Here is a 15,504-nt window from a genome sequence, read left to right as displayed (position 1 = left end):
CCTCCTCCCCGAGGCGGTTCGAGCCATAACAGGTTCGGCTTGCCTGTCAATGTCGGCAGAGGCGATTCGCCTGTGTCCCAGGCCGGGTTTCCCGGGGTTTGCCGGCGATGCACGGTTGCAATGACACAATCTCTGAGTCACGCTGTGCCTGCAGGAATCGAAGCGTCCTGAGGGCGGTAGCGGCCATGAGTGAGACGGAACTTCAAGATGAGCTGGCCTCGGCCGCCGCCCGGTTCGACCGGGCCATGGAGCGGCTGGAAGACAGCGTGCGCGAACTGGGCGCCCGTATCCAGCGCCATCAGCGCATCGAGGTCGACACCCAGAGGCTGGTGCATGAGCGGGCACGGCTGGCCACCGAGCTCGACAAGACGGCGGCGCGGGCCAAGCGCCTCGACGACAGCGCGCACGAAGTGTCGCGCCGGCTGGTCGAGGCGATGGAAACGGTCCGGTCGGTGCTGGCGAAGGCGGAGTAGGCGGATGCCCGAGGTGAATGTCGAGATCAATGGCCGCAAATACCGGATGGCCTGCGAGGAAGGCCAGCAGGCCCGGCTGATCGGCCTGGCGCAGCGGTTCGATGCGCAGGTGGAAGGCCTCAAGAGCGCCGTCGGCGAGATCGGGGACAATCGCCTGACGGTCATGGCCGGCATTTCCGTGCTGGACGAATTGAGCCAGGCCGAGCGCCGCATCGCCGCATTGGAAGCGCAGGTGGCCGAGCTGACGGAGGCGGGGCAGGCGCTCGCCGAGGAATTGGAAGCGGTGGAAGCCCGCTTTGCCGGCAAGCTCGAGGAAGCGGCGCGGGCGCTCGAAGGCGTCGCCGGCACCATCGAGCGGACCGCCCTGCTTCCCTGAGCGGCCTTTCGCCTTTGCCGGTGTGGTAAAATCCGCTTTGCCGCTTTGCACCGGGGCGATGAAGCGCCTATATCTGGGCTGCTGCCCGGCGCGTGAGGACATTCATATCCCCGGGGCCTTAATCGATCCTAAGGGAGCTGTCCCTGACCGGGCCCGTGGGCCCGGACACACGGCGCCCACCTACGTGAGTAGGTTCCCGGGATCGAGATGCCCACGGCCAGGGCGGCACCTGATTTATCGCGGCCTCCGGCGGGAGGATGCAAGACGAAGAGATTAGAGCAGGCATGGCGGATACGGCGATCGAGGAGGCGAAAGCCGTGCTGCGCACTCAGGCCCGCCAGGCGCGCGCCGCCCTTTCCGAGGATTTTCGCGAGGAGGCCGCCCGGGCGGTGGCCGGGCATTTCTTCGAGCGGATCACCTATGGGAAAGACGACGTGATCGCCGGCTATTGGCGTATCCGCGACGAGCTCGACTGCCGGCCGATCCTTATCCGCCTGATGGATAGCGGGCAGGCGGTGCTGCTGCCGGTGGTGCTTGGCGCCGAGGCGCCGCTGGACCTGCGCCTCTGGGAGGCCGACGCGCCGCTTTACGAGGCCGGTTTCGGCACGCTCGCCCCGTCCGAGCTGGCGCCGCGCGCCGCGCCGGACCTGGTTCTGGTGCCGTTGCTGGGTTTCGATGCGGCGGGAACGAGGCTGGGTTATGGCGGCGGGTATTACGACCGCACGCTGGCGGCGCTGGCGCGCAAGCCGCGCCTGGTGGGGCTCGCCTTTTCCGGCCAGGAACTGCCCCATATTCCGCGCGACGCCCATGATCTGCCGCTCGATGCCGTCGTCACCGAAGAGGGCGCGCGCTTTTTCGGGTCGCCCGCATGAGGCTGCTGTTTCTGGGCGACGTGGTGGGCCGATCCGGCCGGGAGGCCGTGGCCGAGCGCCTGCCGGGGCTGATCGCGCGCTACGCGTTCGATTTCGTCGTGGTCAATGGCGAGAACGCCAGCCATGGCAAGGGGCTCATCGAGAACCATTATCGGGGCCTGCGCGACGCGGGCGCCGATATCGTCACGCTGGGCGACCATGCCTTCGACCAGCGCGAGGCGCTGAGCTATATCGAGCGCGAGCCCGCCCTGGTCCGGCCGATCAACTACGCTCCGGGCACGCCGGGGCGGGGGGCGATGCTGGCGGAGGGGCGCAACGGCCACCGGGTGCTGGTGGTCAATGCGCTGGGTCGGGTGTTCATGCCCCCCATCGACGATCCGTTCCGGGCGGTGGAAGCGGCCATCGCCGCCTGCCCGCTGGGCGAGCAGGCCGACGCGGTCATCGTCGATTTCCACACCGAGGCGACCTCCGAAATCCAGGCCATGGGCCATTTCCTCGATGGCCGGGCCACGCTGGTGGTGGGCACCCATACCCATATCCCCACCTCCGACCATCGCATCCTGAGGGGAGGCACGGCGCTGATGGCCGATGCCGGCATGTGCGGCGACTTCGATTCCGTCATCGGGGTAGACATGGACGAGCCGCTCAACCGCTTCCTGACCGGCCTGCCCAATGGAAGGTTCAACCCCGCCGAGGGCGAGGCGACGCTGTGCGGCGTCGCGGTCGAGACCGAGCCGGGCACGGGCCTGGCCCGCCATGTCGCGCCGCTGCGCCTGGGCGGCGTGCTGGCCCAGACGCTGCCGGAGTTTCCGGGCTGAGCGGCCGAGCTTTCCTTTTGCCGGCTCTGCACCTATAAGCGGGCCGATTTCAAGACCATCCCTGTCGAGGTTTCTCATGGCTGGCCATTCCCACGCCAAGAACATCATGCACCGCAAGGGCAAGAGCGACGCGGCGCGCTCCAAGATCTTCTCCAAACTCGCCCGAGAGATCACCGTCGCCGCCAAGATGGGCCAGCCCGATCCGGCGTTCAACGCCAGGCTGCGCCTCGCCGTCGCCAATGCCCGCGCCCAGTCCATGCCCAAGGACAATATCGACCGCGCCATCAAGAAGGCGTCGGGCACCGAGAGCGAGAACTACGAGGAAGTGCGCTACGAGGGCTACGGGCCGGGGGGCGTCGCCGTCATCGTCGAGGCGCTGACCGACAATCGCAACCGCACCGCCTCCAATGTCCGTTCCTATTTCTCCAAGAATGGTGGCGCGCTGGGTGAAACCGGCTCGGTGGGCTTCATGTTCGACCGGGTCGGGGAGATCACCTATCCGGCGACCGCGGGCTCGGAAGACAGCATCATGGAAGCGGCCATCGAGGCCGGGGCCGACGATGTCGAGAGCGAGGAAGACGCCCACTATATCTACACCAGCTTCGAGGGCATGGCCGAGGTCTCGGCCGAACTCGAAAAGGTCCTGGGCGAGGCCGAGTCGGTCAAGGCGATCTGGCGGCCGCAGAACCAGACCCAGATCGACGCCGAAAAGGGTGCGACGCTGATGAAGCTCATCGCCACGCTCGAAGAGGATGACGACGTGCAGAACGTCTATTCCAATTTCGACATGAGCGAGGAAGACGCCGCCAAGCTGGAGGGCTGACGCCCGGCCCGGATCAGGCGGCCGAACTCAGCGCGACCCGGTCGCGCCCGGCCGCCTTGGCCCGGTAGAGGAAGTCGTCGGCCAGCCGATAAAGGCTGCGGAAATCGCTGGGACCCTCGAAGGTGGCGCCGCCCACGCTGATGGACAGCGGATAGGAGCGGCCCTCGAACACCAGCCCGATCCGGGCGACGGCGTCGCGAATGGTCTCGGCGATCTTGCGTGCCGCCTTGTCGTCGGCTTGGGGCAGGAAAATCCCGAACTCCTCGCCGCCCAGCCGTCCCAGCAGCGCGTCCGCACCGACGGCCCGGGCCAGCGCCTCGGCGATCAGTTTCAGGACATCGTCGCCCCGGTCGTGGCCCAGCCTGTCGTTGACGGTCTTGAAGTGGTCGACATCGACCACCAGCATCGCTCCATAAGTCCTGGGCTGGCCGAGCAGGCGCGTCACCTCGGCGGTGAAGGCGCCGCGATTGAGGCAGCCGGTCAGCCAGTCGGTGGAGGCGAGGCGCTCGAGCCGGGAATTGGCTTCGCGCAACTGTTCCTGCTTGTAGAGGATGATGCCGATCAGCGGCGTGCCCAGCAGCAAAGGGGTGAAGATGGACACCATGAGGCCGGGCACGTTGATGCCGGCCGAAAAGGTCTCCATGATGAGATTGGTGAAGATGATGGACAAGACAACGGAGACGGCGCTCAGCAGCCCGGTGAGTCGGTAGACTCGCAGCCAGGCTGGCCTCGAGAGCGTTCTGCGTGCTCGGCTCATGGTCGTTCCGTGTCCTTCAGTCCCCGCGCCGAACCTAGGAGGGCTTCCTGAATTCGACGTATGCGGCATGGGCGCAATTTTATTCATATCGGTCTGCTCCCAATTTCGTTGCCTCTTTGTTCACTTTGCCCTTGGTAGGATGATGGGGGCGATCTACAAGGAAGATCATGACCAAACCATTGCGAATCATCGGCATCGATCCCGGCCTGCGGCGATGCGGCTGGGGCATTATCGAAGCTGTGGACAACCGGCTGGGTTTCGTGGCCGGCGGCACGCTGACACCGCCGGTCGAGGGGCCGCTGGCGGGGCGGCTGGCGGCGCTGGCTGCCGGGCTCAATCTCATATTCGACCAGCATGCGCCCGACGAGGCGGCGGTGGAGGAAACCTTCGTCAATGCGGGCATGCGCTCGGCGCTTATCCTGGGGCAGGCGAGGGGCGTCGTGCTGGTGACGCCGGCGCTGCGCGGCCTGCCGGTGGCCGAATATGCGGCCAATCTCATCAAGAAATCCGTGGTGGGCACCGGCCATGCCGACAAGAACCAGGTGGCGCTGATGGTGAGGACCCTGCTGCCGACGGCGCAGTTCAAGGGGGCCGACGCCGCCGACGCGCTCGCCATCGCCATCTGCCACGCCCACCATCGCGCCTCCGCCCGCCGCATGAGGGTTCCGGCATGATCGGCAAGCTCAAGGGGCTGGTCGACAGCTTCGGCGACGATTTCGTGCTCATCGATTGCGGGGGCGTCTGCTACACGGTGTCCTGCTCGAGCCGCACCCTGCAGGCGCTGCCCCGCGTGGGCGAGGCGGCGGTGGTCTTCGTCGAGACCATCGTGCGCGAAGATTTCATCCGCCTTTACGGCTTCGCCAACGAGACGGAAAAGAACTGGTTCACCCTGCTGACCACGGTGCAGGGCGTGGGCGCGCGCGTGGCCTTGTCCATCCTTTCGGTATTGTCGCCCTCGGAACTGGCCAGCGCCGTGGCATTGCAGGACAAGGCGCTGATCGGGCGCGCCAATGGCGTCGGGCCCAAGCTGGCGCTGCGCGTCGTGACCGAACTCAAGGGCAAGGTGCCGGCCATGGGCGCGGTCGATGCCGGTACGCTGGGTCTCCAGGCGGCCCTGGGCGAGGGCGTCGCCTCGGGCAATATCGCCGACGCGGTTTCGGCCCTCTCCAATCTGGGCTATTCGAGTGCCCAGGCCTCGGCGGCGGTGGCGCGGGTCGTTTCCCGGGAGGGCGATGATGCCGCCACCGAAAAACTGATCCGCCTGGGCCTGAGGGAGTTGAGCAGTTGACCAGCCTGACCTCGGCGGCCGCCGGCCGCGACGATTCCCTCGACGTCTCGCTGCGCCCCTCGGGCTTCGGCGATTTCGTCGGACAGGCGGCGGCGCGCGCCAATCTGGAAGTGTTCATCGAGGCGGCGCGCAAGCGCGGCTCGGCGCTCGATCACGTGTTGTTCGTCGGCCCGCCGGGGCTTGGCAAGACCACGCTGGCGCAGATCATCGCGCGGGAGATGGGCGTCGGCTTCCGTGCCACGTCCGGCCCGGTCATCGCCAAGGCCGGCGATCTGGCGGCACTGCTGACCAATCTCGAGGAACGCGACGTGCTGTTCATCGACGAAATCCACCGGCTCAACCCGGCCATCGAGGAAGTGCTCTATCCGGCCATGGAGGACTTCCAGCTCGACCTCATTATCGGCGAGGGGCCGGCCGCCCGTTCGGTGCGCATCGACCTGGCCAAGTTCACGCTGGTCGGCGCGACGACGAGAGCGGGATTGCTGACGACGCCGCTGCGCGACCGGTTCGGCATTCCCGTCCGGCTCAACTTCTATACGCCCGAGGAACTGGTGCAGATCGTCACCAGGGGCGCGCGCCTGTTGGGCATGCCGATGTCGCCCGATGGGGCGCTGGAGGTGGCGCGGCGCTCCCGGGGCACGCCGCGCATCGCCGGCCGGCTGTTGCGGCGCGTCATCGATTTCGCGCAGGTGGAAGGGGCGGGGGAAGTCAACGACGTGCTGGCCGACAAGGCGCTTTTGCGTCTCGACGTCGATGCGCGCGGGCTCGACCTGCTCGACCGCCGCTATCTCACCACCATCGCCGACTTCTACAATGGCGGGCCGGTGGGCATCGAGACCATCGCCGCCGCCCTCAGCGAACCGCGCGACGCCATCGAGGAGATCGTCGAGCCGTACCTGCTGCAACAGGGGTTCATCCAGCGCACGCCGCGCGGCCGCATGCTGACCGCCATCGCCTTCCAGCATCTGGGCAAGATCGTGCCGCAGGGCTTTGCGGGGCTCCAGTCCAGCCTGTTCGGTGGCGAGGAGGAATGAACGAGCGCCTCCCGCTGAGCTTTCCGGTCGCGGGCACCTGCTTCAACTATCGCGTGGCGGGGGTGGCCATCCGCGACGGGCATGTGCTGGTCTGCCGCGAGGACGATGACAGCTATTGCATGCTGCCCGGCGGCCGCGTCGAGATGGGCGAACCAAGCAAGGTGGCGTTGGTGCGTGAAATGGCCGAGGAACTGGTCATGCCGGTCGAAGTGGGCCCGCTGCTCTTCACCTCGGAAAGCTTTTATGGCCGCGAGGGGGACCGCTATCACGAGCTCGGCTTCATCTATGCCATCGAGCTGCCCGAGCATGTACGGCCGGATGGCGAGCAGCCTTTCCTCGTGCGCGAGGATGAAGGACACCTGCTGCAATTCTCCTGGCTGCCCCTCAAGGGATCCGCTTTGAAAGAGGCATGCCTGCTGCCGCCCTGGCTGGCGGCGCGGTTGCGTGCGCTCCCGGGCGCGCCGGAGCATGTCGTGTTCCACGAAGACGAGGCGGTGGAATGACCCGGCATAGTTTTCCAGTCCGCATCTATTACGAAGACACCGATTTTTCCGGCAATGTCTATCACGCCGCCTATCTCAAATTCTTCGAGCGGGGGCGGACCGAATTCCTCCGCGACCTGGGCATCCACCATTCCGAGCTGGCCGAAAAGGGCATCGCCTTCGCCGTGCGCTCAATGCGGATCGAATTTATCGCCGCGGCGCGCATAGACGACCTGCTCACGGTCACCACCGAAGTGGTCGAGAGCACCGGCGTGCGGCTGGCGTTGCGCCAGACAATTATGCGTGAGCAGGCGATCCTGACCAGCGCCGAGGTGCTGGTGGTGGCGATCCGGACCGGCGGCGGGCCGGCCCGCCTGCCCGCCGATCTGCGGCAACGCCTCGGGGCGGGCGCCTAGCCGGGCGGATGGCGCCGGAGTCTCTTTTTTAACCCTTTGGTGACCATAAAAGGCGCAAAGGCGGATTTGCCGCGCGCCGGGCCATCGGGGCCCCGGAAAGGCGGGCATTTCTCTTAATTTTGACAGATTTGGTCCCCATCGCACGACGCCTGGGGCCAGCGCGTTGCCAGGCGGAGCGCTTGCCGGTTTTGCCGCCTGGAGCCGACAGTTTGACGTTTGGCCGGTCGAAAGGGATCGTTCTTCATGGAAGCCATGGATGCAGTTGGGGCCGCCGCGCCGCATGCCGACCTGTCCATCTGGGGCCTGTTCTGGGCGGCGGATTTCGTCGTCAAGTCGGTGATGCTGGGGCTGCTGGCCGCATCCGTGTGGTGCTGGGCCATCATCATCGACAAGACCATCACCTATCGGCGGGCCCGGTCGGAGATGAACCGCTTCGAGCGGACTTTCTGGTCGGGACAGTCGCTCGAGGAACTCTATCAGCAGCAGGCGGAAAAGCCCTCCGGCGGGCTGGGAGCGGTGTTCGTGGCGGCGATGAAGGAGTGGAAGCGCAGCCACGAGCAGAATGCCGCCAGCTTCGTGGGCATCCAGCAACGGCTCGACAAGGTCCTCGACGTCGCCATTTCCCGCGAGAGCGAATATCTGGAAAAGCGGCTGGGCTTTCTCGCCACGGTGGGGGCGGCGGCGCCGTTCATCGGGCTGTTCGGCACGGTCTGGGGCATCATGAACGCCTTCACCAATATCGCGGCGTCCTCGGACACCAATCTGGCGGTGGTGGCCGGGCCCATCGCCGAAGCGCTGTTTGCCACCGCCATCGGGCTCGTCGCGGCCATTCCGGCGGTGATCGCCTATAACAAGCTGTCCTCCGATGCCGGCAAGATGGTGGGCCGGCTCGAGGGCTTCGCCGACGAATTCTCCACCATATTGTCCCGCCAGCTCGAAGCGCGGAGAAGCTGACATGGGGATGGGCGCCGCGACAGGCGGCAATGGTGGCGGAAGACGCCGGCGCCGCAAGAGACATGCGGTGATGAGCGAGATCAACGTGACGCCGATGGTCGACGTCATGCTGGTGCTGCTGATCATCTTCATGGTGGCGGCGCCGATGATGACCGCGGGCGTGCCGGTGGATTTGCCGCGCACCGCCGCCAATGAAATGCCCAGCCAGACCCGCCCGGTCACCGTGGCGGTGACGCCGGAGGGGACGGTGTTCGTCGACGAGACGCAGGTTTCGGAGGCCGAACTGGTCGCGACCGTCACGGCGCTGGCCACTCCGGAGGACCGCATCTATCTGCGCGGCGACACCACCGCCAATTACGGCACGGTGATGCGGGTGATGGGAACGCTTTCGGCCGCCGGCTTCACCAAGATCGGGCTCGTCACCGAGCGTGAACGATAGGCCGCCGCCATGCGCACGGGCCTCGCCGTCTCCATCGCTGCCCATGTCGTGCTGCTGACCCTCGGCCTCATCAATCTGGGATGGACCGAGCCGTTGCAGCCCAGCGTGCAGTCGATCGCGGTCGATCTCGTGCCGATCGAGGAATTCTCCAATATCCGCATGGGCCAGCTCGACAGCGAGGTGGTGGAGACCGATGCGCCTTCGGCGGTCGAATCGGAGCAGCCGGCCGAGCTGGCGCAGCCTACCGGCAATACGGAGCAGGACCAGGCGACCCCGTCGCCGGCCGATATTCCCACGCCCGCCCCGGTGACCGAACAGGCTCCGGCTCCCGAGCCGGAGCCCGAACCCATGCCCGAGCCCGAACCGGAGCCAGCGCCCGAACCTGCGCCGGAGCCGGAACCGGCCCCCGAACCCGAGCCGACGCCGGCGCCGGTGGCACCGACCATGCCCATGAACCGTCCGTCCGACCTCGCGCCGGAGCCGAGCCCGGCGCCCGAGCCGGAACCCGAGCCCGAACCGGTGCCTGAACCTGAACCAGAGCCGGAGCCAGCGCCGGAGCCGGAGCCGGAGCCGGAGCCCGAGCCCACGCCCGAACCGGCGCAGCCGCAGGTGAACGTGGCACTGCCGACTTCGCGGCCCGCCGATCTGGAACAGGTGCGTCAGCAGGCGCGCACCGCCGAGGCGGACCGCCGGAAACGCGAGGAGGAAGAGCGCCAGCGCCAGGCCGCCGCGCGGCAGGCCCAGCAGGCGCCGGCGACCCGGATCGACGCGGAAACGGCGGACCAGATCTCGAACATTATCAACAATGCCCCCACCACCGGCGCGACCACCGGGCAGGGCGGCTCGCCGACGCTGGGCGACACTACCGGCACCTCGGCGCGGCTGAGCCAGACCGCCATCGACGGGCTGGTGGCGCGGATCAAGACCTGCTGGAACCTGCTGCCCAGCGACTTCAACAGCGGCATGAACGTGACCCTGCGGGTGGCGATGAACCGCGACGGCAGCGTCAACGGCACGCCACAGGTGCTCCTAGCCGACCAGTCGGCGGCGGGGCAGGCCATCGCCCGCGCGGCGCAGCGTGCGGTGATGCAATGCGGCCCCTATTCCATGCTTTCGGCGGATGCTTACGAGCAATGGCGCCAGATCGAAGTCGAACTGAGACCCTGACCTTGAATTTGCCCGTTTGCTGGCCAAACTGCGGCCCAGCGGCAAGACCGGAGAGAAACAACAACATGACCCTTCTTACGCGGCGCGCGGCGCTCAAGCTCGGTCTGGCAGGCGGCGCCCTGCTGGCGACTGCTCCCATGTCCCTGGCGCAATTGCGCATCGTGGTCGAAGGCGCCAATTTCCAGCCCCTGCCCATCGCCATTCCGGATTTCGCCTCCTCGGACCCCAATTTCGGCCGGGAGATCGCCGATATCGTGCGGGCCAATCTGCGGCGCTCGGGCCTGTTCCTGCCGCTCGATCCCGCCTCGCTGCCGGTGCGGGTGGGCGACGTCAACAACACGCCCGACTTCAATGTCTGGCGCACCGCCAATGTCGACGGGGTGGTGATGGGCGCGGTGGAACGCGGGGGGCAGATTTCCGCCTCGGTGCGGGTCTGGGACACCCAGCAGGCCAGCCAGGTGGTGGGCAAGAGCTACAATACCGATCCCAATTCGGCCCGCCGCATCGCCCATATGGTCTCGGACGCCATTTACGAGCAGCTTTCGGGCGGCTCGGGCTATTTCGACACCCGCGTGGTCTATGTGGCCGAAAGCGGCCCCAAGGCCAACCGGACGCGGCGGCTGGCGATCATGGACCAGGACGGGGCCAATGTGAGCTATCTCACCGACGGCTCCTCCATGGCGCTGACGCCGCGCTTCTCGCCCAATGGCGATCTGGTCACCTATATGAATTTCGCCGACGGCAATCCGCAGGTCTATCTGCTGCAGCTCTCAACCGGGCGGCAGCAGCGTCTCGCCTCGGTGGGCGCCATGACCTTCGCCCCGCGCTTCTCGCCCGATGGCGGCACCGTCGCCTTTTCGGTGGAACAGGCCGGCGCCACCAATATCTATGCGGTGGGCACCGGGGGCGGGCAGCCGATGCAGCTCACCTCTGGCGCCGCCATCGATACCGGCCCTTCCTATTCGCCAGATGGCGGGCGCATCGTGTTCGAAAGCGACCGGGGCGGCTCCCCGCAGATCTACATGATGGGCGCGGGCGGCGGCAACGCCCAGCGCGTCAGCTTCGGCCAGGGCCTTTATTCCACGCCGGTGTGGTCGCCCAAGGGCGATCTCATCGCCTTCACCCGCCAGTCGGGCGGCCAGTTCCATATCGGCATCATGAACCCGGACGGCTCGGGCGAGCGCCTGCTCTATTCGGGCTATCACGCCGAAGGGCCGAGCTGGGCCCCCAATGGCCGGGTGATCATGTTCTTCCAGGACCCCGGCGGCAATGACGGCCCGCGCCTGATGAGCGTCGATATCTGGGGGCGGAGCGTGCAGACCATCCCCACCGAAAGCTATGCCTCGGACCCGGCCTGGTCGGGGCTGCGCAGCTAGAGCCTTTCACTGTCAAGCGGATCAGCGCTTTCTTGCTCCCCTCCCCCTTGAGGGGAGGGGTCAGGGGTGGGGGTCCTTCGGTGATCCGCCAAACCCACCCCCTCCCCAACCCTCCCCTCAAGGGGGAGGGAGCGCTGGTCGCCGATTCCGTCAAAACATGAAAGCCGCTAGGCGCTCCGGCGTCCGGACGTGCGCATTTGCCGCCCGGCCTTTTGGCTTTGCGGTTTCACGGGTAACGGGCGGCCTTTGACTCGACCTTTTTGTACAATGGGAGCCAAGGGCCGCCCGTCACGCCACCGGCTTGCTTGAGGGGTCTGGATTCAGGCGGTGCCGTTATCGCAGGCCCGGCTGCCAATTTTCTACCCCCGCAGGAGAACGCCTTCTCCATCCGATGCTCCCCGCCCGGCCCTGCGTCGGAGCCGCGTGTGCGGCGGGGATGGACAAAGGATAGGGCGGCAGCCAGGGGACGGGGATAAGTTCTTTTCGGGGGGTGGGGGCTCTTCACCAGTATCGAGTGCGCGGAGAGAACCCCTCACCCTGAATAATCTGCTGAACGCAGATTATTCTATCCCTCTCCCACAAGGGGAAAGGGGTGGCGCGGGGCTCGCTCAATCTGTCGTGACGGGCTGGACCGGTTGAGGCGGAAGTGGTGATCTGGGGTGGCTCAGCGAGAGGAGAGACGTCATGGCCATGCGCCGTCGCGATCTGTTGCTGGCCGGGGCCGCGTCCTTCGTTGCCATGACGGCGGGTCTGCGGGCCGAGGAGAGTTTTCCGTTCCAGCTCAGCGATGCGGAATGGCGGGCGCGGCTCGATCCGGCGGTCTATGGCGTGTTGCGCCATGAGGAGACCGAACGGGCGTTCAGCTCGCCCCTCAACGAGGAAAAACGGGCCGGCACATTCCGCTGCGCCGGCTGCGGGCAGGCGCTGTTCGCATCCGAGACCAAGTTCGACAGCCGGACGGGCTGGCCCAGTTTCTGGGATTTCCTGCCCGGGGCGATCGGCACGAAAGAGGACAACACGCTGGGGATGAGCCGGGTCGAGGTGCATTGCGGCAATTGCGGCGGGCATCAGGGCCATGTGTTCGAGGACGGTCCGCCACCCACCGGCCTGCGCTATTGCATCAACGGGCTGGCGCTGCAATTCGTGCCGGCGGCTTGATCGGACCGGGCAAACCGGCCTATGCGATGAGCCATGAAACTCACGATCATCGAAGCCGGCCGCGTGCCGGCGCCGCTCGATGCGCGGTTCGAATCCTATCCCGACATGTTCCGCGCCATGTTCGACGCCTCGGGCCTGCCCTTCACCTATGAGGTGATCAGCGCCTGCGACGGGGCGGAACTGCCCGATCCGGCGGGGCTGGAGGGGATCGTCATCACCGGATCGCCGGCCGGCGTCTATGAGGATCACGCCTGGCTCGAACCGCTGCGCGCGTTCATCCGCAAGGCCCATGCGGCGCGGACGCCGATGCTGGGCATCTGCTTCGGCCATCAGATCATGGCCGAGGCGCTGGGCGGGGAAGTGCGCAAATCGGAGAAGGGCTGGGGCATGGGACGGCATCGCTACCGCGTCGTCGAGCGGCCCGGCTTCATGGCCGACGCGCCCGAAACGCTGGCCATCGCCTGTTCGCACCAGGACCAGGTGATCGTGCCGCCGCCCGGGGCCGAAGTGGTGCTGGCCTCGGAGTTCGCGCCCCATGCGGGCCTGTTCTATGACACCGGGCAGGCGCTGAGCTTCCAGCCGCATCCGGAATTCCGCGACGAATTCGCGCTGGAGCTGGCGCAATTGCGGCGCGGGCGGGCGCCGGACGCGGTGGTGGACCGGGCGGTGGCCTCCTTCGCGGAGGCTTCGGACAGCGCCCTGCTGCGCGACTATATCGCGCGGTTCATGACGGCGGCGGCGGCGCGCCGATAAGACGGAATTAACCCTGGATGAGGGAGGGTCGCGCGGACATTTCAGCATCCGGGTTTTTCTCTCATGCGCGGCTTCGGGCGTCTTTCCATCACCCATAAACTCGTTTTCGCCTTTCTGGGCTTCGGCGCCCCGGTCATCGGGTTCGGCGGCTATGCGCTGGTGCGGCTGCTGGAGTTGGGAAACATGGAGATCATCCTGCCGCTGATGGCGGCGGGAGCGGCGGCGGCCGCCGGCTGCGCCACCGTCTTCATGCTGTTCCAGCACGTGGTGTCGCGGCGCCTCGCGGCGCTGGTGGGCATCACCGGCGCGCTGACGGCGGGCGATACCCGGGTCGAGATTCCCGCGCAGCAGGCGCAGGACGAGCTCACCGTCATGTTCGACGCCTTCGGACGGTTCCGCGAGGCGCTGGTGCAGCAGGCGGAAATGGAAGAGAGCGAGCGGCAGCGCAATGACGAGGCGGGGCTGCGCCGCCGCGCCTCGGACCGGCTGACCGAGGACCTGCGCACGACCCTGCAGGCGGTGATGCAGGGCGATCTTTCCCGCCGCGTCGCGGCGGACTATCAGCAGGCGGAACTGCGGCAACTGGCCGCCGAGGTCAACGCGCTGCTGGCGGCGCTGGACGAGGGGCTGACGGGCACCGGCCGGGTGCTGTCGGGACTGGCGCGGGCCGATCTCACCCAGAGGGTGAGCGGGGAATTCACCGGGGCCTTTGCGGCACTGCGCGACAACACCAATGCGGTGGCCGACCGGCTGGCCCGGGTGATGGGCGATCTGCAGGAAACCTCGCGGCAGCTCAAGGTGGCGACCGGGGAAATCCTGGCCGGCTCCAACGATCTGGCCGAACGCACCGGGCGGCAGGCCTCGATGGTGGAGGAAACCTCGGCCACGATCAGGCAAGTGTCGGCGACGGTGGGCGCCAATGCCGCCCGCGCCGAAGACGCCAACCGCTCGGTGGGCGCGGCCTCGCGCATCGCGGTGGAAAGCGGCGCGGCCATGGAGGCGGCGACGCGGGCCATGGAGCAGATTTCGGCGTCGTCCGCCAAAATCTCCAATATCATCGGACTGATCGACGACATCGCCTTCCAGACCAATCTTTTGGCGCTCAACGCCTCGGTGGAGGCGGCGCGGGCCGGGGAGGCGGGCAAGGGGTTCGCCGTCGTCGCGGTCGAGGTGCGGCGGCTCGCCCAAAGCGCGGCGGGGGCCTCCGCGGAAATCAAGCAGCTCATCGACCTGTCGGCCGGCGAGGTGCAGGCCGGCACGAGGGTGGTGTTGCAGATCGACGAGCGGATCAGCGCGCTCAACGCCTCGGTGACCGAAAGCGCGGCGCTGATCGGGGAGATCGCCACCGCCAGCCGGCAGCAGGCCGTGGCCATAGACGAGGTCAATGTGGCGATGGGGCAGATGGACGAGATCACCCAGCACAATGCGGCGCTGGTGGAACAGACCAATGCCGCCATCGAGCAGACCGAGGCGCAGGCGGGCGAGCTCGACCGGATCGTCGCCGTGTTCCGTCTCGAGGGGCAGCAGCGCCAGCGGCGGGAGGAGCGGGCGGCCTGAGCCGGTGGCTTTGCGGAACACCGAAGGCCCCCGACCCCTCCTCCTCATGGGGGAGGGGAGCAAGAAGGCGTTGATTCCGCCTGACAATGGAAGGCGCGAGCGGGCCGGTCAGTCTTCCAGCAACAGGGCGATCTCGGTGCGGAGCTGGTCGAGCCCGGTGCCCTTTTCGCTCGAGGTGAGGATGAGGCCGGGATGGGCGGCGGGGCGTTTGGCGATGACGGCCATGGTGCGGCTCACCACCGCCTCGAGGTCCCGCGCCGAGGGCTTGTCGATCTTGGTCAGCACCAGTTGATAGCTCACCGCGGCGCGGTCGAGCTCGTTCATCACCGACAGATCGTTGTCCTTGGGGCCGTGGCGGCTGTCGATCAGCAGATAGACGCGGCGCAGCGTCGCCCGGCCGGTGAGATAGCGATGGACGAGCTGCGTCCAGGCCTTGACCTTGGGTTCGGGGGCGCGGGCATAGCCGTAGCCGGGCATGTCGACGAGGCGCAGATTCTCGCTCTGGCTCTCGAAGATGTTGAGCTCCTGGGTGCGCCCGGGAGTGTTGGAGGTGCGCGCGAGACCCGAAGTGCCGCACAGGGCATTGATGAGGCTCGACTTGCCCACATTGGAGCGGCCGGCAAAGGCGATCTCCACCCGGTCCATGGGCGGCAGGTCGGCGAGGCTGACGCAGCCTTTGACGAAGACGATGGGCCGGGCGAACAGCAGCCGGCCGCGCTCGATCATCAGGGGGTCGTAATCGGTGGTGCTCATGCTGCCCC

19 protein-coding genes and 1 other RNA gene are annotated in these 15,504 nt (G+C 67.2%); 18 read left to right on the top strand and 2 right to left on the bottom strand.

The features are described 5' to 3' along the window. Positions 1 to 185 precede the first annotated feature (185 nt). The 6 genes from ACFOOL_RS02700 (at position 186) to ACFOOL_RS02675 (ending at position 3,362) form a co-directional block, all read left to right on the top strand. Positions 186 to 473, top strand: coding sequence for a DUF4164 family protein (locus ACFOOL_RS02700; protein ID WP_380094630.1), 288 nt, complete (start codon positions 186 to 188; stop codon positions 471 to 473). A gap of 4 nt (positions 474 to 477) precedes the next feature. Further along, a complete protein-coding gene (locus ACFOOL_RS02695; protein ID WP_380094628.1) occupies positions 478 to 849 on the top strand; it encodes a cell division protein ZapA in 372 nt (123 codons plus the stop codon). A 75-nt stretch (positions 850 to 924) separates the two neighbouring features. After that, a non-coding RNA gene (gene ssrS, locus ACFOOL_RS02690) (6S RNA) lies at positions 925 to 1,082 on the top strand. 51 nt (positions 1,083 to 1,133) lie between these two features. Further along, positions 1,134 to 1,721, top strand: a complete 588-nt coding sequence (locus tag ACFOOL_RS02685) for a 5-formyltetrahydrofolate cyclo-ligase (RefSeq protein ID WP_380094626.1) — start codon at positions 1,134 to 1,136, stop codon at positions 1,719 to 1,721. Then, positions 1,718 to 2,539 (top strand): TIGR00282 family metallophosphoesterase, encoded by an 822-nt coding sequence (locus tag ACFOOL_RS02680; RefSeq protein ID WP_380094625.1) that lies wholly within the window; start codon positions 1,718 to 1,720, stop codon positions 2,537 to 2,539. Before ACFOOL_RS02685 ends, ACFOOL_RS02680 begins: the two co-directional genes overlap by 4 nt. Positions 2,540 to 2,615: 76 nt before the next feature. After that, positions 2,616 to 3,362 carry a YebC/PmpR family DNA-binding transcriptional regulator gene (locus ACFOOL_RS02675; RefSeq protein ID WP_380094623.1) on the top strand — a complete coding sequence of 249 codons (747 nt, stop codon included), beginning with the start codon at positions 2,616 to 2,618 and terminating at the stop codon, positions 3,360 to 3,362. A 13-nt stretch (positions 3,363 to 3,375) separates the two neighbouring features. On the opposite strand, the gene ACFOOL_RS02670 is transcribed toward ACFOOL_RS02675, so the two are convergent. Next, a complete protein-coding gene (locus ACFOOL_RS02670) occupies positions 3,376 to 4,119 on the bottom strand; it encodes a GGDEF domain-containing protein (RefSeq protein ID WP_380094621.1) in 744 nt (247 codons plus the stop codon). Between the two features lie 167 nt (positions 4,120 to 4,286). Here ACFOOL_RS02670 and ruvC point away from each other — a divergent pair, with 167 nt between their 5' ends. The 12 genes from ruvC (at position 4,287) to ACFOOL_RS02610 (ending at position 14,743) form a co-directional block, all read left to right on the top strand. Beyond that, positions 4,287 to 4,793 (top strand): crossover junction endodeoxyribonuclease RuvC, encoded by a 507-nt coding sequence (ruvC, locus tag ACFOOL_RS02665; protein ID WP_380094620.1) that lies wholly within the window; start codon positions 4,287 to 4,289, stop codon positions 4,791 to 4,793. Further along, positions 4,790 to 5,407 carry a Holliday junction branch migration protein RuvA gene (gene ruvA / locus ACFOOL_RS02660; RefSeq protein WP_380094618.1) on the top strand — a complete coding sequence of 206 codons (618 nt, stop codon included), beginning with the start codon at positions 4,790 to 4,792 and terminating at the stop codon, positions 5,405 to 5,407. Before ruvC ends, ruvA begins: the two co-directional genes overlap by 4 nt. Further along, a complete protein-coding gene (gene ruvB, locus ACFOOL_RS02655) occupies positions 5,404 to 6,441 on the top strand; it encodes a Holliday junction branch migration DNA helicase RuvB (RefSeq protein ID WP_380094617.1) in 1,038 nt (345 codons plus the stop codon). The genes ruvA and ruvB overlap by 4 nt, the downstream gene beginning before the upstream one ends. Then, positions 6,438 to 6,944, top strand: a complete 507-nt coding sequence (locus ACFOOL_RS02650) for an NUDIX hydrolase (protein ID WP_380094615.1) — start codon at positions 6,438 to 6,440, stop codon at positions 6,942 to 6,944. The genes ruvB and ACFOOL_RS02650 overlap by 4 nt, the downstream gene beginning before the upstream one ends. Beyond that, positions 6,941 to 7,339: a tol-pal system-associated acyl-CoA thioesterase gene (ybgC, locus tag ACFOOL_RS02645; protein ID WP_380094612.1), complete on the top strand. Its 399-nt coding sequence runs from the start codon at positions 6,941 to 6,943 to the stop codon at positions 7,337 to 7,339. Before ACFOOL_RS02650 ends, ybgC begins: the two co-directional genes overlap by 4 nt. Before the next feature lie 252 nt (positions 7,340 to 7,591). Next, positions 7,592 to 8,293, top strand: a complete 702-nt coding sequence (gene tolQ / locus ACFOOL_RS02640; RefSeq protein ID WP_380095902.1) for a protein TolQ — start codon at positions 7,592 to 7,594, stop codon at positions 8,291 to 8,293. A 7-nt stretch (positions 8,294 to 8,300) separates the two neighbouring features. Continuing rightward, entirely contained in the window at positions 8,301 to 8,732 is a 432-nt protein-coding gene (gene tolR, locus ACFOOL_RS02635; RefSeq protein WP_380095901.1) for a protein TolR, read from the top strand. Between the two features lie 9 nt (positions 8,733 to 8,741). Continuing rightward, a complete protein-coding gene (locus ACFOOL_RS02630; RefSeq protein WP_380094611.1) occupies positions 8,742 to 9,899 on the top strand; it encodes a hypothetical protein in 1,158 nt (385 codons plus the stop codon). 65 nt (positions 9,900 to 9,964) lie between these two features. Then, positions 9,965 to 11,275 (top strand): Tol-Pal system beta propeller repeat protein TolB, encoded by a 1,311-nt coding sequence (tolB, locus tag ACFOOL_RS02625; protein ID WP_380094610.1) that lies wholly within the window; start codon positions 9,965 to 9,967, stop codon positions 11,273 to 11,275. Between the two features lie 690 nt (positions 11,276 to 11,965). After that, positions 11,966 to 12,433 (top strand): peptide-methionine (R)-S-oxide reductase MsrB, encoded by a 468-nt coding sequence (msrB, locus tag ACFOOL_RS02620; protein WP_380095899.1) that lies wholly within the window; start codon positions 11,966 to 11,968, stop codon positions 12,431 to 12,433. Between the two features lie 33 nt (positions 12,434 to 12,466). After that, the gene (locus ACFOOL_RS02615) at positions 12,467 to 13,186 is read left to right on the top strand and encodes a type 1 glutamine amidotransferase (protein WP_380094608.1); all 720 of its coding nucleotides are present in this window, start codon (positions 12,467 to 12,469) and stop codon (positions 13,184 to 13,186) included. A 63-nt stretch (positions 13,187 to 13,249) separates the two neighbouring features. Further along, positions 13,250 to 14,743 (top strand): methyl-accepting chemotaxis protein, encoded by a 1,494-nt coding sequence (locus ACFOOL_RS02610; RefSeq protein ID WP_380094606.1) that lies wholly within the window; start codon positions 13,250 to 13,252, stop codon positions 14,741 to 14,743. A gap of 108 nt (positions 14,744 to 14,851) precedes the next feature. Here the strand turns inward: ACFOOL_RS02610 and yihA are convergent, their stop codons facing one another. Then, a complete protein-coding gene (gene yihA / locus ACFOOL_RS02605) occupies positions 14,852 to 15,496 on the bottom strand; it encodes a ribosome biogenesis GTP-binding protein YihA/YsxC (protein ID WP_380094604.1) in 645 nt (214 codons plus the stop codon). Positions 15,497 to 15,504 lie beyond the last annotated feature (8 nt).

Origin of the sequence: Devosia honganensis (assembly GCF_042648785.1) — a bacterium.
Classification (GTDB): Bacteria; Pseudomonadota; Alphaproteobacteria; order Rhizobiales; family Devosiaceae; genus Devosia; species Devosia honganensis.
The sequence above is the reverse complement of the archived record's forward strand: the minus strand, read 5'-3'. Positions and strand labels throughout refer to the sequence as shown.

Excerpts from the sequence above, each read along its gene's own strand:
- tolB (WP_380094610.1), top strand. The coding sequence starts at position 9,965 with ATGACCCTTCTTACGCGGCGCGCGGCGCTCAAGCTCGGTCTGGCAGGC.
- yihA (WP_380094604.1), bottom strand. The coding sequence starts at position 15,496 with ATGAGCACCACCGATTACGACCCCCTGATGATCGAGCGCGGCCGGCTG.
- ACFOOL_RS02615 (WP_380094608.1), top strand. The coding sequence starts at position 12,467 with ATGAAACTCACGATCATCGAAGCCGGCCGCGTGCCGGCGCCGCTCGAT.
- ybgC (WP_380094612.1), top strand. The coding sequence starts at position 6,941 with ATGACCCGGCATAGTTTTCCAGTCCGCATCTATTACGAAGACACCGAT.
- ACFOOL_RS02610 (WP_380094606.1), top strand. The coding sequence starts at position 13,250 with ATGCGCGGCTTCGGGCGTCTTTCCATCACCCATAAACTCGTTTTCGCC.
- ACFOOL_RS02670 (WP_380094621.1), bottom strand. The coding sequence starts at position 4,119 with ATGAGCCGAGCACGCAGAACGCTCTCGAGGCCAGCCTGGCTGCGAGTC.
- ACFOOL_RS02675 (WP_380094623.1), top strand. The coding sequence starts at position 2,616 with ATGGCTGGCCATTCCCACGCCAAGAACATCATGCACCGCAAGGGCAAG.
- tolR (WP_380095901.1), top strand. The coding sequence starts at position 8,301 with ATGGGCGCCGCGACAGGCGGCAATGGTGGCGGAAGACGCCGGCGCCGC.
- msrB (WP_380095899.1), top strand. The coding sequence starts at position 11,966 with ATGCGCCGTCGCGATCTGTTGCTGGCCGGGGCCGCGTCCTTCGTTGCC.
- ACFOOL_RS02650 (WP_380094615.1), top strand. The coding sequence starts at position 6,438 with ATGAACGAGCGCCTCCCGCTGAGCTTTCCGGTCGCGGGCACCTGCTTC.
- tolQ (WP_380095902.1), top strand. The coding sequence starts at position 7,592 with ATGGATGCAGTTGGGGCCGCCGCGCCGCATGCCGACCTGTCCATCTGG.
- ACFOOL_RS02630 (WP_380094611.1), top strand. The coding sequence starts at position 8,742 with ATGCGCACGGGCCTCGCCGTCTCCATCGCTGCCCATGTCGTGCTGCTG.
- ACFOOL_RS02680 (WP_380094625.1), top strand. The coding sequence starts at position 1,718 with ATGAGGCTGCTGTTTCTGGGCGACGTGGTGGGCCGATCCGGCCGGGAG.
- ruvA (WP_380094618.1), top strand. The coding sequence starts at position 4,790 with ATGATCGGCAAGCTCAAGGGGCTGGTCGACAGCTTCGGCGACGATTTC.
- ACFOOL_RS02685 (WP_380094626.1), top strand. The coding sequence starts at position 1,134 with ATGGCGGATACGGCGATCGAGGAGGCGAAAGCCGTGCTGCGCACTCAG.
- ruvC (WP_380094620.1), top strand. The coding sequence starts at position 4,287 with ATGACCAAACCATTGCGAATCATCGGCATCGATCCCGGCCTGCGGCGA.
- ACFOOL_RS02695 (WP_380094628.1), top strand. The coding sequence starts at position 478 with ATGCCCGAGGTGAATGTCGAGATCAATGGCCGCAAATACCGGATGGCC.
- ACFOOL_RS02700 (WP_380094630.1), top strand. The coding sequence starts at position 186 with ATGAGTGAGACGGAACTTCAAGATGAGCTGGCCTCGGCCGCCGCCCGG.